Source organism: Kitasatospora sp. NPDC001683 (assembly GCF_053596495.1).
Genome location: NZ_JBSFGK010000084.1, coordinates 18582 through 34890 on the forward strand (window position 1 = coordinate 18582; position 16309 = coordinate 34890).

Consider the following 16309-nt stretch of genomic DNA (forward strand, 5'->3'; position numbering starts at 1 on the left):
TCCCACGGCAGGCAGGACGCAGCACCAGGAACGAAGGTAAGACCCATGTCGACACTGCTGGACGGCTACCGCGAGCACATCGTCAACGCGCAGAAGCAACCGCTGTTCCTGCTGCTGGTCGGCTTCATCACCTCCTTCGTCTTCATCCGGTTCAGCGTGCGGATGATCCGCGCCCAGGTGCGCTGGTGGCCCGGCAACATCACCCCCGGGGGTCTGCACATCCACCACATGGTGTTCGGGCTGGGCTTCCTGCTGATCGGCGGCATCGGGGTGTTCGCCGCCTACGGCACGCCCCCGTGGATCGACTGGTTCGGGCTGCTCTTCGGCATCGGCTGCGGGCTGGTGCTGGACGAGTTCGCGCTGATCCTGCACCTGGACGACGTGTACTGGAGCGAACAGGGCCGCAAGTCGGTGGACGCGGTGATCTTCGGCATCCTGTTCACCGCCCTGCTGCTGATCGGGTACGTGCCGTTCGGCGCGCTGCCCGGCGAGGACACCCGGTGGGGCCTGATCACGGTGATCTCGGTGAACGCGCTGGCCTCGGTGATCACCCTGCTCAAGGGCAAGGTGTGGACCGGCCTGCTCGGGATCATGATCCCCGGCCTGTCCTGGATCGGCGCGATCCGGCTGGCCCGCCCGAGCAGCCCGTGGGCCCGCTGGCGGTACACCGCGCGCTCCCGCCGCCGGGCGCGTGCGCTCCGGCGCGAACGCCTGCTGCACCGGCGCGCCGACCGCGCCCGCACCTGGCTCTTCGACCTGATCGCCGGCGCGCCCGACAAGGTGCCCGCCAACCACCCGGCCGCCCACCGGGTCGCCGAGCGGATGGCCGCCCGGGCCTCCGCCCACCTCGACGCGCACGCCGCCCGGGCGCTGGCCCGTCGCCAGGCGCGACTGGCCGACCGCCGCTCCGCGGCCGTGGTCGGTGCGGCGGTGCACCTGCCCGCGCCGCACCCGCAGCCGGTGGGGAGGGCGCCCGGCAGCGACCCGGACCGCTCGGCCGGGGCGCGGCAGCGCCGCCGTACGGTCCGCGCCGGGCGCAACCGGACGTACGGGGTCGGCCCGAGCGGGGCGGAGCGCCGGCCGGAGCGACACCCCCACCTGCGGACGCGGACCCGCCGGATCCACCGGTAGTTCGTATGCCCTGCGCGCCTGATCAGAGTTGACGTCTGGTCGGATCATCGGATAGTCACCCGGCCGGTGGAGCGCGTTCGAGGTGTGAACGGCGTCGGAGTTGAGAACATGGGCGGCGAGTGACCGTTCTGTCACGTGATGGGATGATTCGTCGGACCTCCCGCCGCCCGGCCGCCGCCCGCCCGCGCGCCACTCGGCATCCGCCGCCGTCCCCTCCGGACCCGTGAGAAGGGATGTCTCGTGGCGCGCAGGATCCTGCCGACCCTCCTGCTGTCCCTCACCGCCCTGCTCGGGCTGCTCCCCACCGCCCAGGCCGCCCCGGTGGACCCGGAACCGGCGGCCGGTCAGACCCCGGCCGGCCGGCCGCCGTCCGGTCAGACCCCGGCGGGCCAGGACCCGTACCCGTCCACCGAGGAGATCGACCGCTCCCGCGCCGAGGCCGACGGCAAGGCCGCCTCCGTGGCCGCGCTGGAGGCCGCGCTGACCGCCGCCCGGACCGAACTCGACCGGGCCGGCCGCAGCGCCGAACAGGCCGTCGAAGCGTACAACGGTGCCCAGCTCGCCCTCACCCGGGCCCGCGCCGAGGAGACCGCCGCCAACCGGCGCGCGGCCGACGCCGAGGCCGCGCGCACCGAGGCCGCCGAGGACGCCGCCCGACTCGCCGCCGAAACGTACCGCCAGGGCGCGGGCGCCGAACTGTCCGCACTCAACGCCCTGCTCGGCGCCCACGGCCCGCGCGAGGCCGGCGACCGCGCCGCCGTGGTCGGCGTGGTCAGCGAGCGCACCCGGCAGATCCTGGACGCCGCCACCTCCACGGCCGCCGCCGCCCGCAGCGCCTCGGCCGCCGCCCGCACCGCCGCCGAGACCGCCGAGAAGGCCGCCGCCGAGGTCGGCGCGGCCCGGACCAGGGCGCAGCAGCGGCTCGCCGCCCAGCAGGGCGAGGTCGCCGCCGCCGACCGGCGCCGGGAACAGCTGCTCACCGAGCTGGCCGCCGCCCGGAACACCACCGTCGAGCTGGAGCGCGAGCGCCGCGAGGCGCTGGAGGCGACCGCCGTCCGGGAGGCCGAGGCGGCCGCCCGTGCCGCCGCCGAGCAGGCCGCCCGCGACGCCGAAGCCGCTGCCGCTGCTGCCGCCGCCGCCAAGGCCCAGACGGTGCCGCCCGCCGGCCGTCCCTGGTCGGCCGAGGGCGCGGCCGCCGCCATCGCCTTCGCCAAGTCCAAGATCGGCCTGCCCTACATCTGGGGCGGCGAGGGGCCGGAGGGCTACGACTGCTCCGGGCTGACCATGATGGCCTGGCGCGAGGGCGGCAAGCAGCTCAACCACTTCGCCGCCGACCAGTACGCCCAGTCCACCCCGGTCAGCTACCACCAGCTGCGCCCCGGCGACCTGGTCTTCTGGACGGACACCGGCCGCTCCGCCGACATCCACCACGTCGGCCTCTACATCGGCGACGACCAGATGATCGAGGCCCCGCGGGTCGGCATGCCGGTCAAGCAGGCCAGCCTCTGGATCATGGGCACCCCGGACTACTACGCCCGGCCGTAGCAGGGTCGACGTCAACGCCCGGTCAGGTCCTCGATCGGGGCGAGCGCGACCACACCCTCCGCGGCCCGCGCCGGCTCCGGATCGCGGGTGACCATCCTCGCCGTGCGCGAACGATGCGTCGACCGGTCAACCTCCGTTCGCCGCCCGTTGCCGGGCGGCGACACCCCGCCGCCCGGTCGGTCCCGCCCGGTCGGTCCCGCTCGGCGACCGGCCGTGGACCACCGGCCCGTCGTGGCGCCCGACTACCGTTGGGCGGCGCGGATCCGCGTGAGCACCCAGGCGCAGCCGAGGCCCACCGGGAGCGTCGCGAGGACGACGCCGACCGCTCCGCCGATCCGGCCGATCTCCTGGGCGTTGCAGTACTCGGAGACGGACCTCTTCGGCGGCTCGTAGAAAGCGGGCGAGCCGCAACCGCCGTCGACCGGGACGAAGACCAGCCAGAGCGCCCAGAGCCAGCCGGCGACCGCCAGGCCGCCGAGGACCTTCCCGATCAGCATCCGGCCGTCGTAGTACTCCTTGAGCCTGCGGACGTACTCGTCCTCCACGGTTCCCCCTCAGAGAACGGTCGGTCGTGTCTGAACCAGCACGAGGATGTCAGACCGGCTCCCGTGCGCCAATGTCGGTGACGCGCGCTAGCGTGGCCGCCCCGAACACTTCTGAGGAGGCGTCGTGCACTTGCGGAACGTCGGACCGGGTGACGCCGAGGCGTACGTCCGGATGCGGTGCGACGAGGCGATGATGGCCGAGCTGGGTGGCCCGTTGCCCCGGGAGCAGGTGGAGGCGCGGCTGCGCAAGGACCTCGCCCTGGTGGCGGCGGACAGCGCCTGGATCAAGGTGATCCTGCTGGACGGCGCCGAGCCGGGGGAGGCGGCCGGCCTGGTCACGCTCTGGCAGGACGAGGAGGACGGCGCCACCGTCTCCGAGATCGGCTGGATGGTGCTGCCCGAGTTCCAGGGGCGCGGGCTGGCCAAGGCGGCGGTGCGGCAGGTGCTGGACGCCGCCGCGGCGGACGGCCGGTGGGGCGAGGTGCACGCCAACCCGGGGGTGACCAACGGCCCGTCCAACGGGATCTGCCGCTCGCTCGGCTTCCGGCTGCTCGGCGAGCGGGACCTCGACTTCGCGGACCGGATCCTGCGCACCAACCACTGGGTCGTGACGCCCGGGCAGCACGACGGATCGCGAACGGGATCGCGAACGGGATCGTGAACGGGGTCGCGCACCGGGTCGCGCACGGAATAAATCGGATGCCGCCGCGAGGGCACCGCCGTACGGTGACGCGATGGGCAAGAACATCGATGACACGGCCGTCGAGACGGTGAACGGTGTCCAGCTCCGGGCCGTCTCCGTGGGCGAGGTGGAGGAGTGGAACCGGGCGCTCAACCTCGGCTTCCTGCGCCCGCACGCGGGCATCGCGCCGGAGCTGCCGCGCCGGAGGTGGCAGCCGGGCCGGATGCTGGGCGGCTTCGACGGCGGCCGCCAGATCGCCACCTTCCGCAGCTTCGACGTCGAACTGACCGTCCCGGGCGGGGCCGTCGTGCAGGCGGACGCGATCACCAACGTCACGGTCAGCGCCACCCACCGCCGGCGCGGCCTGCTCAGCGCGATGATGCGGCGGGACCTCGCCTCCGCCGCCGAGCGCGGCTGCGCGGTCGCCATCCTGGTCGCCGCCGAGTACAACATCTACGGCCGCTTCGGCTTCGGCCCGGCCACCTGGGGCTGCGGCTGGCGGATCGACCTGGCGCGCACCCGCGGTCTGCGCGAGGGTCTGCCCGGCGTGCCCGGCGGCCGGATCGACTTCGTGACCCTGGCGGAGCAGCGCGAGCTCGGTGCCGAGCTGTACGACCGCTGGCGGCTCACCCAGCCGGGCGCGATCGCCCGGGACGGGATCTGGTGGGAGCGCAACACCAACCAGCTCCGGATTCCGGGCGAGGACTTCAAGGAGCCGTTCACCGCCGTCCACCGGGACGCCGACGGCCGGGTCACCGGTCTGGTGGTCTACCGGATCGACAACAAGTGGGACGGCGCCTATCCCGACGCCACGCTCACCGTGGACGACTTCATCGCCCTCGACCTGCCCACCGCCGTCGAGCTGTGGCGCCTGGTGCTGTCCGTCGACTGGGTGCGCAAGGTCGTGGTGGACAGCGTCGCCCCGGACGACCCGCTGCCGCTGCTGCTCCAGGACCCGCGCGCGGCCACCCCGCACGAGGCGAACGGCGACCTGATGTGGCTGCGGCTGCTGGACGTCGAGGCCGCCTTCGGTGCCCGGACGTACGGCGCCGCGGGCCGGGTGGTGCTGGAGGTCGAGGACCGACTCGGCTACGCCTCCGGCCGCTTCGCGATCGAGGTCGCCGGGGACGGCACCGGCCGCTGCACCCGCACCACCGACGACGCCGATCTCGCCCTGGACGTCTCCGAGTTGGGCTCGCTCTACCTGGGCTCCGAGACGGCCCCGAGGCTGGCCGCGGCCGGACTGCTCACCGAAGTGCGCCCGGGCGCGGCGGCCGCCGCCGACCTGTTGCTGCGCACTCCGCTGCGGGCTTGGACGCCGACCGAGTTCTGAGCCGCCGGGAACACCGGCGCAGGCCGGTCCGCACATCGCGGGCCGGCCTGCGCCGTTGCGCAACTCAGATGCGGCGCAGCCTACTTGACTGCCGTCTTGCCGATCGTGGGCAGGATGAAGTCCTGGATCAGCCCCTTGGCGTCCCGCACGATCGGCCGGAACACCCGGTAGCGCGACAGGTTGATCAGCCGGGCGGCCATCGGCGTCGAGCGCCGGACGAACTCCCTGGTCCGCTCGGTGTCCTCGGTCCGGTCGAAGACCCAGTAGAGCACCACGACCATCAGGTTCAGCCAGAGCACGTCGGGCAGCAGCTCGACCAGTTCGGCGTCCAGCTTCGGCGCCAGGTCGGAGCCCTGCAGGACGTCGCGGAACAGCTCGACGGCCGTCGTCCGGGCCGGGTGGGACTCGTTGGAGAACGGGCTCAGCGAGCTGGTCGGGTCGGCCGCGGTGCGGAAGAACTGGGCGGCGAACTCGTGGTACGGCGCCGCAGTGTCGAGCCAGGAGGTCAGCGCGATCCGCAACCGCTCGGCGAAGTCCCGGGTGTGGGCCATGCGCTGCCTGGCGTCGGCCGCGTGGTCGTGGGTCATCCGGTCGTAGAACCCCTGGATCAGGAATTCCTTCGCCGAGAAGTAGTAGTAGGCGTTGCCGACCGACACGCCCGCCTCGGTGGCGATGGCGCGCATGGTGGTCTTCTCGTAACCCCGTTCCTGGAACAGCCGCATGGCCGTCTCCAGGATCAGCGCCCGGGTCGCCTCGCTCTTGTCGGTCTTGGGCTGGGCCCGGCCGCCGGGCATGGGCCCGCCGTCGGTGCCGGGTGCGGCCGGGGTGTCGGCCGCACCCTTCTCGTCGTCCGTTCGGTTCGTCGCTGCCAGGTCGTCCACGGGCACGAGCCTAGCCGGAGACGACGTTCCATCCGGTGTCGGTGCTGTCGGTGCTCGCGGCACCGGATGCCCCCTCCGCATCCGGTGCCGCGCCCACCGCCCCCGTGGTTTCGAACGCGTTCAAAATCTTGGCAGAACTGTAGACGCCGTGGTTGAACATGTTCAACTCCATCTCTGTGGGAGGCTCGTCACATGACCGGATCAGGGCGGATCACCATTCGGCACGGCGGAGAACAGGACGCCGTGCGCATCGCGGACCTGCACACCGAGAGCTGGTGCGCCAGTTACCGCGGGATCGTCCCCGACGAAGCGCTCGGGGACGGGCTGGCCGCCCAGCGGCGTGAGCTGTGGGAGCTGCGCCTGACGGTCGACTACGGGACGCCGGAGAACACGCCCGTGTTGCTGATCGCCGAACGGGCCGGAGAGTCGGCCGGGTTCGTCTACCTGGTGCCGCAGCCCGACGGCGGGGTGCTGGTGGACAACCTGCACGTCCGCCCGGGCCTCACGGGCGGAGGCATCGGCCGGGAACTGCTGGCCGCGGCCCGTGCCGAGGTCGCCGAACGGCACCCCGGCGCGGAGCTGTCCCTGGAGGTGCTGCGCGCCAACACCCGCGCGATCGCCTTCTACGAGCGCGAGGGCGGTGTGCGGATCAGGGCGCAGGAGGGCGTGTTCCCGGGCGGGTACGTGCTGCCCGAGTACGTGTACGCCTGGCCGGCCGGGCCGGGGCCAGTGCCCGGGGCGGCGGTCGGTCGGTCGACCGAGCCGAGTCAGTCGACGTCGTAGACCGTCACCGGCACGCCGCGCGCCGTCAGTCGGGCCGCCACCAGCGGCTCGACCTTCGACCAGCGCCCGCCCGCCAGTCCGCAGCCGATCCGCGGCATGTGGACGGAGGCGCCGAGCTCGAGCGCGTGCCCGCCGAGGGCGGCCAGCGCGGTGTCGATGGCCTCGTACCGCACCGGCACTCCGGTGGAGCGCCCGGTCCGGATGCCGCGCTGACCGACCATGTTGGCCACCCAGACGTACGGCTCGACCTGCACCAGCTGCAGGGCGCCGAGGCCGAAGTCGTTCTTCGCCCGCTCCCGGTGCCAGCGTCGGAACGCGGCCTCGGGTTCGGGCCAGCGTCTGGAGAGCGCGAGCACGAAGCCCTTCCCCCAGCCGCCGAGATCGTTGCAGACGTGCGCGATCACCTTCACGCCCTTGCCGCGGGGCGTGGTGGCATCGCCTCGGACGTAGGTGATTTCCGCCATGCCTAGAAGTTAGACGGAGCCACTGACAATCGGCTCGGCATTTTCCCGCGCCCCGGCCGCGGCCCCGGCGCGCAGGTGGCGCCGCCCGGTCAGCGCGATCAGCAGGGCGAGCGCGGCGGCCCCGGCGGGCAGGGCGTAGCCGGTGCCGGGCGCGGCGTGCTCGGCGACCGTGCCGGCGAGCGCCGCCCCGGCCGAGATGCCGACCACGATGCCGGACACCGCCACCGCCATGCCCTCGTTGAACTGCCGCTGCGGCAGCAGCTCCTGGACCAGCGTCATGCCGGTCACCATGGTCGGCGCGGTGGCCGTGCCGGCCAGGAACAGCACCACCCCGAGCACCGCGAGCCCGGCCCCGCCGAGCCCGGCGGCGAGCGGCAGCAGCAGGACCCCGGCCATCGCCGCCGCGCCGACCAGGAAGCGCGTCCCGGGCGTCCGACGCGGGGTCAGCAGCCCGAACAGCAGCCCCGCCACGCAGGAACCGGCCGCGACCAGGCCCAGCAGCGCACCGGCGGCGGCCTTGTGGCCGAGCGCGTCGGCGTAGGCGACCGTGGTGATCTCGGTCGCGCCGAAGACCATGCCGGTGGCGAGGAAGGTCAGCACCAGCACCCGCAGTCCGGGCACCCGCAGCGGGGAGCCGTGCCGCCGGCCGGTCGAATCCCTCGCCGGCAGCGGCGGTTCGGTCCGCCGCTGGGCGGCGAACAGCAGCGCGCCGGTGGCGCCGAGGGTGCCGGCGGCGAGCAGCCCGGCCTCCGGGGCGAGCGTGGTGCAGAGCAGCATCGCGAGCACCGGACCGGCCATGAAGCAGAGTTCGTCCAGCGCCTGTTCGAAGGAGTTGGCCAGGTGCCGGGCGGCCGGGTCGTCCCGGTACAGGTGCGCCCAGCGGGCCCGGGCCATGCCGCCGAGGTTGGGCGCGGCCGCGCAGGCGGCCCAGCAGGCGTACAGGGTCCAGTCGGGAGCGCCGAGCCGGACGCAGAGCAGCAGGGCGACCAGCGGCACGGCGTTGTACAGCGCGGCCGGCACCGCGACCCGCGACTGCCCGTACCGGTCCACCAGGCGCCCGAGCAGCGGCATCCCGATCGCGCCGGTGACCAGGCCGGCCGCCGAGACCGTCCCGGCCAGCGCGTAGGAGCCGCGCCGTTCGGCGAGCAGCACCACCAGCGAGACGCCGTTCATCGACAGCGCGAGCCGGCCGAGCAGCCCGGCCAGGGTGAAGGCGGTGGCGCCGGGGGCCGCGAACAGCCGGCGGTAGGAGGCGAGGAGGGCGCGCGAGGGCAATCGGGCTCCTGGGGCACAGGACGGAAGGGGGAGTGCGACCAGCCTCGCGGCGCGGGCCGGCAGGCGTCCAACACCTGTTTCGCCGCACCCACAACACCTTGTTGTTAATCTCTCGCCCATGCCCCGTGACCTGCACCCCCGTCTGCTCCGCGGCTTCGTCGCGACCGCCGAGACCCTGCACTTCGGCTGGGCCGCCGAGCGGCTGTACGTCGCCCAGCAGGCACTCAGCCGGGACGTCCGCACCCTGGAGGGTCTGCTCGGCGACGCGCTGTTCACCCGCACCACCCGCAGCGTCGAGCTCACCCCGGCCGGGCACCGGCTGCTGCCGAAGGCGCGCCGGCTGCTCGCGCTGCACGACGAGATCCTGGCCGAGGCCGGCACCGGCGCCGGTGCCGCCGCCCGGCCGCTGCTGCTCGACCTCAACAGCGACGTCACCGGCCCGGACCTCACCGCCGACCGGGTGCTCCAACGGGCCCGCGCCGCCTGGCCGGAGGGCGAGCTGCTGGCCCGCTTCCACGGCGGCCTGGCCGCGGCCGCCACCGAACTGCTGGCGCACCGGCTGGACGCCTCGTTCGGCCGCTTCGCCGGTCTGCCCGGCCCGGTTCGCGGCCAACTCGCCCAGCTCCCGGTGCGGTTGGAGCGGATCTCGGTGATGATGGCGGACACCCACCCGCTGGCCGGGCGGCGGGCGCTGGTGCTGGCCGACCTGGCCGGGCACCCCGTCGACGTCTGCGCGGGCAACCCGGCGACCACCGAGTGGGCCGAGCTCGGCGCCCGGTTGCTGCGCGAGCACGGTCTGACCGCGGCCGAGCCGTACGTCCCCCCGGTGGGCCTGGACGAGACCGCCCGCTACCTGGCCCGGCACGGCGATCCGATGCTGACCACGGTGGGCGGGCCGAGGATTCCGGGGGCGGTGAACGTGCCGCTGGTGGAGCCGGTGCCGCTGTGCCTGGTCAGCCTGGTGCACCGGCCCGGCGAGCGTCACCCCGGGCTGCGGGCGCTGGCCGCCGCGGCGGGTGAACTCGGCGCGGCCGAGGGCTGGTTGAGTCGCCCGGCGGGCAGTTGGCTGCCCGCGGCGGACGCGGCGCTGGTCGCCGCCGGGCAGAACACCGCCCCTGCCTCGGGGGGATAGGCAGGGGCGGTGGGCTCGGTGGGCGGCACGGGTCGCCCGGGCCGCTGGGGCCGTGGGCGGCCGGGTCAGGCCGCCTTGACGGCGGAGATGTCGAAGCTGAGCTTGACCTTCTCGCCGATCAGCACGCCGCCGGTCTCCAGGGCCGCGTTGTAGGTCAGGCCGAAGTCGGTGCGGTCCACGACGGCCTTGCCCTCGAAGCCGACCCGCTCGGCGCCGTAGGCGTCGGTGGCGCTGCCGGTGTACTCGAGGTCCAGGACGACCGGGCGGGTGGTGTCCTTGATGGTGAGCTCGCCGTTCATCCGGTAGGAGTCCGCGCCGACCGCCTCGGTGGAGGTGCTGCGGAAGCGGATCTCGGGGTAGGTCTCGGCGGCGAAGAAGTCGCCGGTGCGCAGGTGCTCGTCGCGCTGGGCCTGGTTGGTGTCGATGCTGGCGACCTTGATCACCAGGTCGGCCGAGGAGTTGCCCGGCGTGGTGCCGTCCAGGTGCAGCTTGCCGTCGTACTCGGTGAAGCGGCCCTTGACGTTGGTGACCATCGCGTGGCGGACCGAGAAGCCGATCTCGCTGTGCATGGCGTCCACGGTCCAGTCGCCGGTCAGGTGCGACAGGTCCGGGCCGGCCGGGGTCTGCACGGCGGTGGGGGTGGCGGTGGTGGTCTTGGTGCGGTTGAACAGGCCCATGGCTCCTCCTCGGGTTCGAAGCCATTTGTTTAGGCTTCAACTTCTTGGCTTCAGCGTACGACTCTGTCGTTCAAATTTCAACCACACCTGTCGAGGCCTTCGCGCGGACCACCCGAACGGCCCAGCCGTCCGGCCCGAGGGGCACTGTCGGACCGTCCGGCTAGGCTGCGAAGAAACTCCACCTCGCGTTCCACGCGCCGGTTCCACCGCCCCGAAAGGCCCCGCATGTTCGTCCTGCACGCGCTCTGGCGGGCGGACGGGCGGCTGGCCCTCTGGGCCGAGGACGCCCGCGCCCACCCCGGCCCCGCCGAAGCCCGGCCCGACCGGCCCGACCGGCCCGCCCCGCGCGCCCACCCCTACGCCTGTCCGGCCGGAACCCTGGCCGCCGTCCTCGGCGGCATCGGTCCCGGCCTCGGCTGGCTCGCCGGACAGGCCCCCGAACGCTGGGCCACCCTGCTGCTGCCCACCGTCGGCGCCCTGCCCGCCCCCTCGCCCGACCTGCCGGTCACCCCGCCGCGCGGCGGCGCCGTCCTCACCCCCTGGCGGGTGCCCGCGCTCCTCTTCGACGCCGGAGCCGCCGCCCAGCTGCTCGGCGAGGTCCACGACCCGCACTGGGCCGTCACCGACACCGACCTGCCCGGCACCGGCCGGGTCGAGGTGGTGTACGGCCCCTCGCTGCGCTGGCTCACCGGGGTGCACGACCTCGCCTGGCGGGCGGTCGGCCGGGGCCGGGTGCTGCCGCTGCCCGTCCTGACCGACGGCCGCCCACAGGCCCGCTGGCGGCCCGATCCCACCCCGGCCGGGCGTCGCGAGGCCGCCGAACTGGCGGCGGGCTGCCCGCCCGTCCTGCTCGGCGAGTGGCCCACCGGCGCCGGCACCGGCGAGGTGCTGCTGGACGCGGCCCTGGGCGCCCTGGTGGACGCCGAGGCCCGCGCCGCGCTGGCCGACACGCCCTTCCCCGACCCCGGCGCGTCGGCCGCCGCCCGCTGGCTGCACGCCCTCGCCACCCCCTCCGGCGAGGTCGACGCCCCGCCCGGGGAGGTCGCCGAGCTGCACCACCGGATCACCGACTGGTACGCCACCGCCGAACCCGCCGACCCGGCGCTGCGGCTCTGCTTCCGCCTGGTCGAACCGCTCGGCCCCGCCGACGACGACCCCGAGGGTCGCCCCTCCGGCGACGCCTGGCAGCTGGAGTTCCTGCTCCAGGCCGTCGACGAACCCTCCCTGCTGGTCCGCGCCGCCGACCTGCACGAGGGCGGCGCCGCGCACGCCGCACTCGCCCGCAGGACCACGTGCGCCGCACCGGCCGGCGAGCCCGCCGACCCGACCGAGGTCCTGGTCGCCGAACTCACCCGCGCCGCCCACCGCTGGCCCGTCCTGGACGGGCTGCGCCACCGCTCCCGCCCGTGCGCCCTGACCCTCGACCGGTCCGGCGCCCTCGAGTTCCTGCGCACCGCCGCGCCCGCCCTCGCCGAGGCCGGCTTCGGCGTGCTGCTGCCCGCCTGGTGGCGCCGCCGCCCCCGGCTCGGGCTCGCCCTGCGCGCCACCACCCCGCCCGCGCCGGGCACCCTCGCCGTCACCAGCCAGGTGGACCGGGACGCCGTGGTCGCCTTCCACTGGCAGGCCGCGCTCGGCCCGGACGGCACCTCGCTCACCGAGCGGGAACTCGCCGAACTCGCCGCCGCCAAACAGGGGTTGGTTCGGGTCCGGGGCACCTGGCTGGAGGCCGACCCGGCGCAGATCGCCGCCGCGCTCGCCTTCCTCACCGAACAGCGCGACGGCCTGCTGGCCACCGCCGACCTGCTGCGGCTCGCCCTCGACCCCGAGGCGACGGTCGCCGGGCTGCCGGTCACCGGCGTCCGGGTGGACGGTCCGCTCGGCGACCTGCTCGCCGGTGGCGCCGATGCCGTTCCCGAGGATCCGCCGCTCCCACCGGACTTCCGGGCCGAGCTGCGCCCCTACCAGCGGCGCGGACTCGCCTGGCTGAAGACCATGTCCGGCCTCGGCCTCGGCGCCGTCCTGGCCGACGACATGGGCCTCGGCAAGACCGTCCAGACCCTCGCCCTGCTCGCCGCCGAAAAGGCCGCCGAGGACGACGACGCCGCCGCCCCCACCCTCCTGGTCTGCCCGATGTCCCTGGTCGGCAACTGGCAGCGCGAGACCGAACGCTTCGCCCCCGGCCTGCGCCGCCACGTCCACCACGGCTCCGACCGCCTCGGTGCCGAGCAACTCGCCGACGCCGTCCGGGGAGTGGACCTGGTCATCACCACCTACGGACTGGTCCAGCGCGACCTCGCCGCGCTGCGCGCGATCCGCTGGCGCCGGGTGGTCGCCGACGAGGCGCAGCACATCAAGAACACCGGCACCGCCCAGTCCCGGGCGATCCGCGCGCTGCCCGTCAGCCGGCACCGGATCGCCCTGACCGGCACCCCGGTGGAGAACCGGCTCGCCGAGCTGCACGCCGTGCTGGACTTCGCCAACCCCGGCCTGCTCGGCCCGGCCGAGCGCTTCAAGGAGCGCTACGCGATCCCGGTCGAGGTGCACCGCAACCCCGAGCGCACCGCCGAACTCCGGCGCCGCACCGCCCCGTTCGTGCTGCGCCGGCTCAAGACGGATCCCGCGGTGGCGGCCGAGCTGCCCGCCAAGCAGGAGATGACCGTCTGGTGCAACCTCACCGCCGAACAGGCCGGCCTCTACCAGGCGGTGGTCGCCGACCTGCTGCAGCGGGTCGAGGGCATCCGGGGCGTGGAGCGGCGTGGCACGGTGCTGGCGGCGATCGGCAAGCTCAAGCAGGTCTGCAACCATCCGGCCCAACTGCTGCACGACGGTTCGCCGTTGGGTGAGCGCTCGGGCAAGGTCGCCCGGCTCGCCGAGCTGCTGGAGGAGGCGCTGGCCGAGGGCGACCGCACGCTGGTCTTCACCCAGTACGCGGAGTTCGGCACGATGCTCCGCCCGTACCTGGAGCGCCGGCTCGGCGAGGAGGTGCTGTACCTGCACGGCGGCGTCCCGCGCGCCCGCCGCGAGGAGCTCGTCCGGCGCTTCCAATCCACCGACGGGCCGAGGGTGTTCCTGCTCTCGCTGCGGGCCGGCGGCACCGGACTCAACCTGACCGCCGCCAACCAGGTGATCCACCTCGACCGTTGGTGGAACCCGGCGGTCGAGGAGCAGGCCACCGACCGCGCCTTCCGGATCGGCCAGCGCCGCGACGTCCAGGTCCGCCGGCTGGTCTGCGTCGGCACCGTCGAGGAGCGGATCGACGAACTCCTCGCCGCCAAGCGCTCGTTGGCCGAGACGGTGATGGCGGAGGGTGAGCGCTGGCTCACCGACCTGCCGGTCGAGGAACTGCGCGAACTGGTCGCCCTCACCCGCGAGGACGCCGTCGCCGAGGAGGACGCGTGACCGAACGACCGAGGCCCGAGACGGTCAACGTCGCCGCCTACTGGCGCGGGGACTTCACCCTCCGCCCGGAAAGCCTGGCCGAGGAACCGGACGAACCCTCGCTGCGCCGCCTGGGCCGCTCCGGCATCACCGTGCACGGCCGCGACCTCGCCGCCCTGCTCGCCCCCGCCTACGACGCCTTCCGCAGCGACTGATCCCCGGGCGCCTACCGTGCGGTAACGTCCCGAGCGTGACCGACACCCCCGACACCCGGCTCGCCGACTTCGAACAGCACCGGCGGACGGTCTTCGGCATCGCCTACCGGATGCTCGGCAGCGTCGCCGACGCCGAGGATCTGGTCCAGGACACCTGGCTGCGCTGGAGCCAGGTCACCGGCCCGGTCGCCAGCCCCGGCGGCTACCTGGCCCGTACGGTCACCAACCTCGCCCTCAACCGCCTCGACTCGGCCGCCGTCCGCCGCGAGTCCTACGTCGGCCCCTGGCTGCCCGAGCCGCTGGTCAGCGAGCCGGACGCGACCGACGGCGTCGAGCGCGCCGAGACCGTCTCGCTCGCCCTGCTGGTGGTGCTGGAGAGCCTCTCCCCGCTGGAGCGGGCGGTGTTCGTCCTCAAGGAGGCCTTCGGCTTCTCCTACCAGGAGATCGCCGAGGCGCTGGACCGCACCGAGGCCGCCTGCCGCCAGGTCGGCAGCCGGGCCAGGGCGCACGTACGGGCCCGGCGCCCCCGATACGACGCCCCGCCGGAGCTGCGCCGCCGGGCCACCGACGAGTTCCTGGCGGCCTGCGTCGGCGGCGACCTCAACCGGGTGCTCGCCCTGCTCGCCCCCGACGTCACCACCTGGAGCGACGGCGGCGGCGTGATCACTGCGGCGGTGCGGCCGGTCACCGGCGCCGACAACGTCGCCCGCTTCCTGCTCGGCCTGCTCGGCAAGCTGGGCGAGGGCGTGGGCGCCCGCCCGGTCCTGGTCAACGGCGAGCCCGGCCTGGTGATCACCGTCAACGGCACTCTCGACTCCGTCTCGGTCCTCGACTTCACCGAGGGCCCCGAAGGCCGACCCCTGGTCTCCGCGATCCGCGCCGTCCGCAACCCGCACAAGCTCGCCCACCTCGCCAACCCGGCTTGACCCTCGACCTGGTCGAGCCCCGAGAGTCACCGGCATGGAGAGCGAGCTGCACAGCATCGGCGAACTGGCCCGCGCCAGCGGCCTGGGCGTCGGCACCCTGCGCTACTACGACGGCGCCGAGGTGCTCACCCCCGCCTGGGTCGACCCGCAGACCGGCTACCGCTGGTACCGGCCCGGCCAGCTCGCCGACGCCCGACTGCTGGCCCGGCTGCGCCGCGTCGGCCTGCCGCTGACGGCGATCCGCGCCGTGCTCGCCGCCGTCCCCGGCAGCGGCGAGGCCGAGCGCGTCCTCGACGCCCACCTGCGCCGGCTGGAGGACGGCCTGGCCGACGCCCGCCGCGAGCTCTCCCTGATCCGCACGACGATCGAGCAGAGGGAGCACCCGATGACCACCATCCCCGCCGACCTGCGCCTCACCGTCCGCGCCGACGGCCTGGCCGCCGCCCTCGACGCGGTCCGCTTCGCGGTCTGCGGCGACCCGGAACTGCCCTCCCTCGCCGGAGTGCTGTTCGAACCGGACGGCCCGGTGCTGCGCCTGGTCGCCACCGACCGCTACCGGCTGGCCCTCGCCGAACTGCCCGCCCTCGGCGTGCCGCAGCAGCCGACCGCCGGCACCACCGTCCCGACCGCCCTGGTGGACGCCCTGCGCGCGCTGCTGCCCGCCGGCCCCACCGAAGTCGTGCTCACCCTGGGCGCCGGCACCTTCCGGGCCGAGACCCCCGAGCACCGCATCGAGGGCACCGCACCCGACCTCGGCTACCCCGACCACCGCGTGCTGACCCGCCTCGACCCGCAGCACCGGATCACCCTGCCCGCCGCCGAACTGCGCACCGCCATCGAGACCGGCGCCACCCGCACCCTCCCCTCCGGCCCGCAGGGCACCGACTGCCAGGTCACCGTGCTCACCCTCACCGACGACGGCCACCTCACCGTCGCCGACGACCTCACCCCCGAGGACTTCCAGGTGGCCGTCAACCGCGACTTCCTCCTCGACGCCCTGCGCGCCGGCCACCCCGAGCAACTCCTGCTCGAACTCGGCGGCCCGATCGCCCCACTCGCCATCCGCACCCCGGGCCGAACCGGCACCTTCTCCGTCCTGATGCCCATCCGCCTCCCCTAATCGCCACGACACCCGCCCCTCCTGGGCACACCCCCACGCCCCTGCGTGGGCGCGCGGGCTCCGCCTCGCACCCCCACCCCCTGCGTGGGCGCGCGGGCTCCGCCTCCCGCGCCCTCCCCCCACCTCTCCCCACCTCCCCCCACCACCCGACCAGGCGAGAGGGACGCGCTGCGGGAGGGGCGGTGGAGGGGGTGGCCCGGAGAGGGGCGTTGCGGGTGATTT

General features: G+C 74.6%; 16 protein-coding genes. 10 read left to right on the forward strand and 6 right to left on the reverse strand.

Features of this window, described 5'->3' with window-relative positions:
- Positions 1–45 precede the first annotated feature (45 nt).
- Positions 46–1131, forward strand: coding sequence for a hypothetical protein (locus ACWCYO_RS32160; RefSeq protein WP_449786181.1), 1086 nt, complete (start codon positions 46–48; stop codon positions 1129–1131).
- Between the two features lie 240 nt (positions 1132–1371).
- Positions 1372–2676: a C40 family peptidase gene (locus ACWCYO_RS32165; protein ID WP_449786182.1), complete on the forward strand. Its 1305-nt coding sequence runs from the start codon at positions 1372–1374 to the stop codon at positions 2674–2676.
- Between the two features lie 242 nt (positions 2677–2918).
- On the opposite strand, the gene ACWCYO_RS32170 is transcribed toward ACWCYO_RS32165, so the two are convergent.
- Positions 2919–3221: a hypothetical protein gene (locus tag ACWCYO_RS32170; protein ID WP_270146104.1), complete on the reverse strand. Its 303-nt coding sequence runs from the start codon at positions 3219–3221 to the stop codon at positions 2919–2921.
- A gap of 124 nt (positions 3222–3345) precedes the next feature.
- Between ACWCYO_RS32170 and ACWCYO_RS32175 the strand changes: the two genes are divergently transcribed.
- Entirely contained in the window at positions 3346–3882 is a 537-nt protein-coding gene (locus tag ACWCYO_RS32175) for a GNAT family N-acetyltransferase (protein ID WP_449786183.1), read from the forward strand.
- 73 nt (positions 3883–3955) lie between these two features.
- Entirely contained in the window at positions 3956–5236 is a 1281-nt protein-coding gene (locus tag ACWCYO_RS32180) for a GNAT family N-acetyltransferase (protein ID WP_449786184.1), read from the forward strand.
- Positions 5237–5316: 80 nt separating this feature from the next.
- On the opposite strand, the gene ACWCYO_RS32185 is transcribed toward ACWCYO_RS32180, so the two are convergent.
- Together ACWCYO_RS32185 and ACWCYO_RS32190 are read right to left on the reverse strand one after the other, a co-directional pair.
- Positions 5317–6117 (reverse strand): TetR/AcrR family transcriptional regulator, encoded by an 801-nt coding sequence (locus tag ACWCYO_RS32185; protein ID WP_270146107.1) that lies wholly within the window; start codon positions 6115–6117, stop codon positions 5317–5319.
- A gap of 10 nt (positions 6118–6127) precedes the next feature.
- Positions 6128–6277 (reverse strand): hypothetical protein, encoded by a 150-nt coding sequence (locus tag ACWCYO_RS32190; protein WP_449786185.1) that lies wholly within the window; start codon positions 6275–6277, stop codon positions 6128–6130.
- A 32-nt stretch (positions 6278–6309) separates the two neighbouring features.
- Between ACWCYO_RS32190 and ACWCYO_RS32195 the strand changes: the two genes are divergently transcribed.
- Entirely contained in the window at positions 6310–6900 is a 591-nt protein-coding gene (locus ACWCYO_RS32195) for an N-acetyltransferase family protein (RefSeq protein WP_449786186.1), read from the forward strand.
- On the opposite strand, the gene ACWCYO_RS32200 is transcribed toward ACWCYO_RS32195, so the two are convergent.
- Complete coding sequence (locus tag ACWCYO_RS32200) at positions 6885–7364, reverse strand: macro domain-containing protein (RefSeq protein WP_449786187.1); 480 nt, start codon at positions 7362–7364, stop codon at positions 6885–6887. The genes ACWCYO_RS32195 and ACWCYO_RS32200 overlap by 16 nt on opposite strands.
- Before the next feature lie 9 nt (positions 7365–7373).
- Positions 7374–8639 carry an MFS transporter gene (locus tag ACWCYO_RS32205; RefSeq protein WP_449786188.1) on the reverse strand — a complete coding sequence of 422 codons (1266 nt, stop codon included), beginning with the start codon at positions 8637–8639 and terminating at the stop codon, positions 7374–7376.
- Positions 8640–8757: 118 nt separating this feature from the next.
- On the opposite strand from ACWCYO_RS32205, the gene ACWCYO_RS32210 reads away from it, so the two are divergent.
- A complete protein-coding gene (locus ACWCYO_RS32210) occupies positions 8758–9771 on the forward strand; it encodes a LysR family transcriptional regulator (RefSeq protein WP_449786189.1) in 1014 nt (337 codons plus the stop codon).
- A 65-nt stretch (positions 9772–9836) separates the two neighbouring features.
- Here the strand turns inward: ACWCYO_RS32210 and ACWCYO_RS32215 are convergent, their stop codons facing one another.
- Complete coding sequence (locus ACWCYO_RS32215; RefSeq protein ID WP_449786190.1) at positions 9837–10448, reverse strand: YceI family protein; 612 nt, start codon at positions 10446–10448, stop codon at positions 9837–9839.
- A gap of 225 nt (positions 10449–10673) precedes the next feature.
- Here ACWCYO_RS32215 and ACWCYO_RS32220 point away from each other — a divergent pair, with 225 nt between their 5' ends.
- From ACWCYO_RS32220 to ACWCYO_RS32235, 4 genes are read left to right on the forward strand one after another with little or no spacing between them, the layout of a single operon-like run.
- Complete coding sequence (locus tag ACWCYO_RS32220) at positions 10674–13847, forward strand: SNF2-related protein (protein ID WP_449786191.1); 3174 nt, start codon at positions 10674–10676, stop codon at positions 13845–13847.
- Positions 13844–14041, forward strand: a complete 198-nt coding sequence (locus ACWCYO_RS32225; protein WP_449786192.1) for a hypothetical protein — start codon at positions 13844–13846, stop codon at positions 14039–14041. The genes ACWCYO_RS32220 and ACWCYO_RS32225 overlap by 4 nt, the downstream gene beginning before the upstream one ends.
- 35 nt (positions 14042–14076) lie before the next feature.
- Positions 14077–14967, forward strand: a complete 891-nt coding sequence (locus tag ACWCYO_RS32230) for an RNA polymerase sigma-70 factor (protein WP_449786193.1) — start codon at positions 14077–14079, stop codon at positions 14965–14967.
- 34 nt (positions 14968–15001) lie between these two features.
- On the forward strand, positions 15002–16087 hold the full coding sequence (locus ACWCYO_RS32235; RefSeq protein ID WP_449786194.1) for a DNA polymerase III subunit beta family protein: 1086 nt from the start codon (positions 15002–15004) through the stop codon (positions 16085–16087).
- The last annotated feature ends 222 nt before the right edge of the window (positions 16088–16309 follow it).

What these genes read in the sequence shown, in the direction of transcription:
- ACWCYO_RS32200 (WP_449786187.1), bottom strand. Translation starts at nt 7,364, where the DNA reads ATGGCGGAAATCACCTACGTCCGAGGCGATGCCACCACGCCCCGCGGC.
- ACWCYO_RS32190 (WP_449786185.1), bottom strand. Translation starts at nt 6,277, where the DNA reads ATGTTCAACCACGGCGTCTACAGTTCTGCCAAGATTTTGAACGCGTTC.
- ACWCYO_RS32195 (WP_449786186.1), top strand. Translation starts at nt 6,310, where the DNA reads ATGACCGGATCAGGGCGGATCACCATTCGGCACGGCGGAGAACAGGAC.
- ACWCYO_RS32210 (WP_449786189.1), top strand. Translation starts at nt 8,758, where the DNA reads ATGCCCCGTGACCTGCACCCCCGTCTGCTCCGCGGCTTCGTCGCGACC.
- ACWCYO_RS32220 (WP_449786191.1), top strand. Translation starts at nt 10,674, where the DNA reads ATGTTCGTCCTGCACGCGCTCTGGCGGGCGGACGGGCGGCTGGCCCTC.
- ACWCYO_RS32215 (WP_449786190.1), bottom strand. Translation starts at nt 10,448, where the DNA reads ATGGGCCTGTTCAACCGCACCAAGACCACCACCGCCACCCCCACCGCC.
- ACWCYO_RS32180 (WP_449786184.1), top strand. Translation starts at nt 3,956, where the DNA reads ATGGGCAAGAACATCGATGACACGGCCGTCGAGACGGTGAACGGTGTC.
- ACWCYO_RS32235 (WP_449786194.1), top strand. Translation starts at nt 15,002, where the DNA reads ATGGAGAGCGAGCTGCACAGCATCGGCGAACTGGCCCGCGCCAGCGGC.
- ACWCYO_RS32160 (WP_449786181.1), top strand. Translation starts at nt 46, where the DNA reads ATGTCGACACTGCTGGACGGCTACCGCGAGCACATCGTCAACGCGCAG.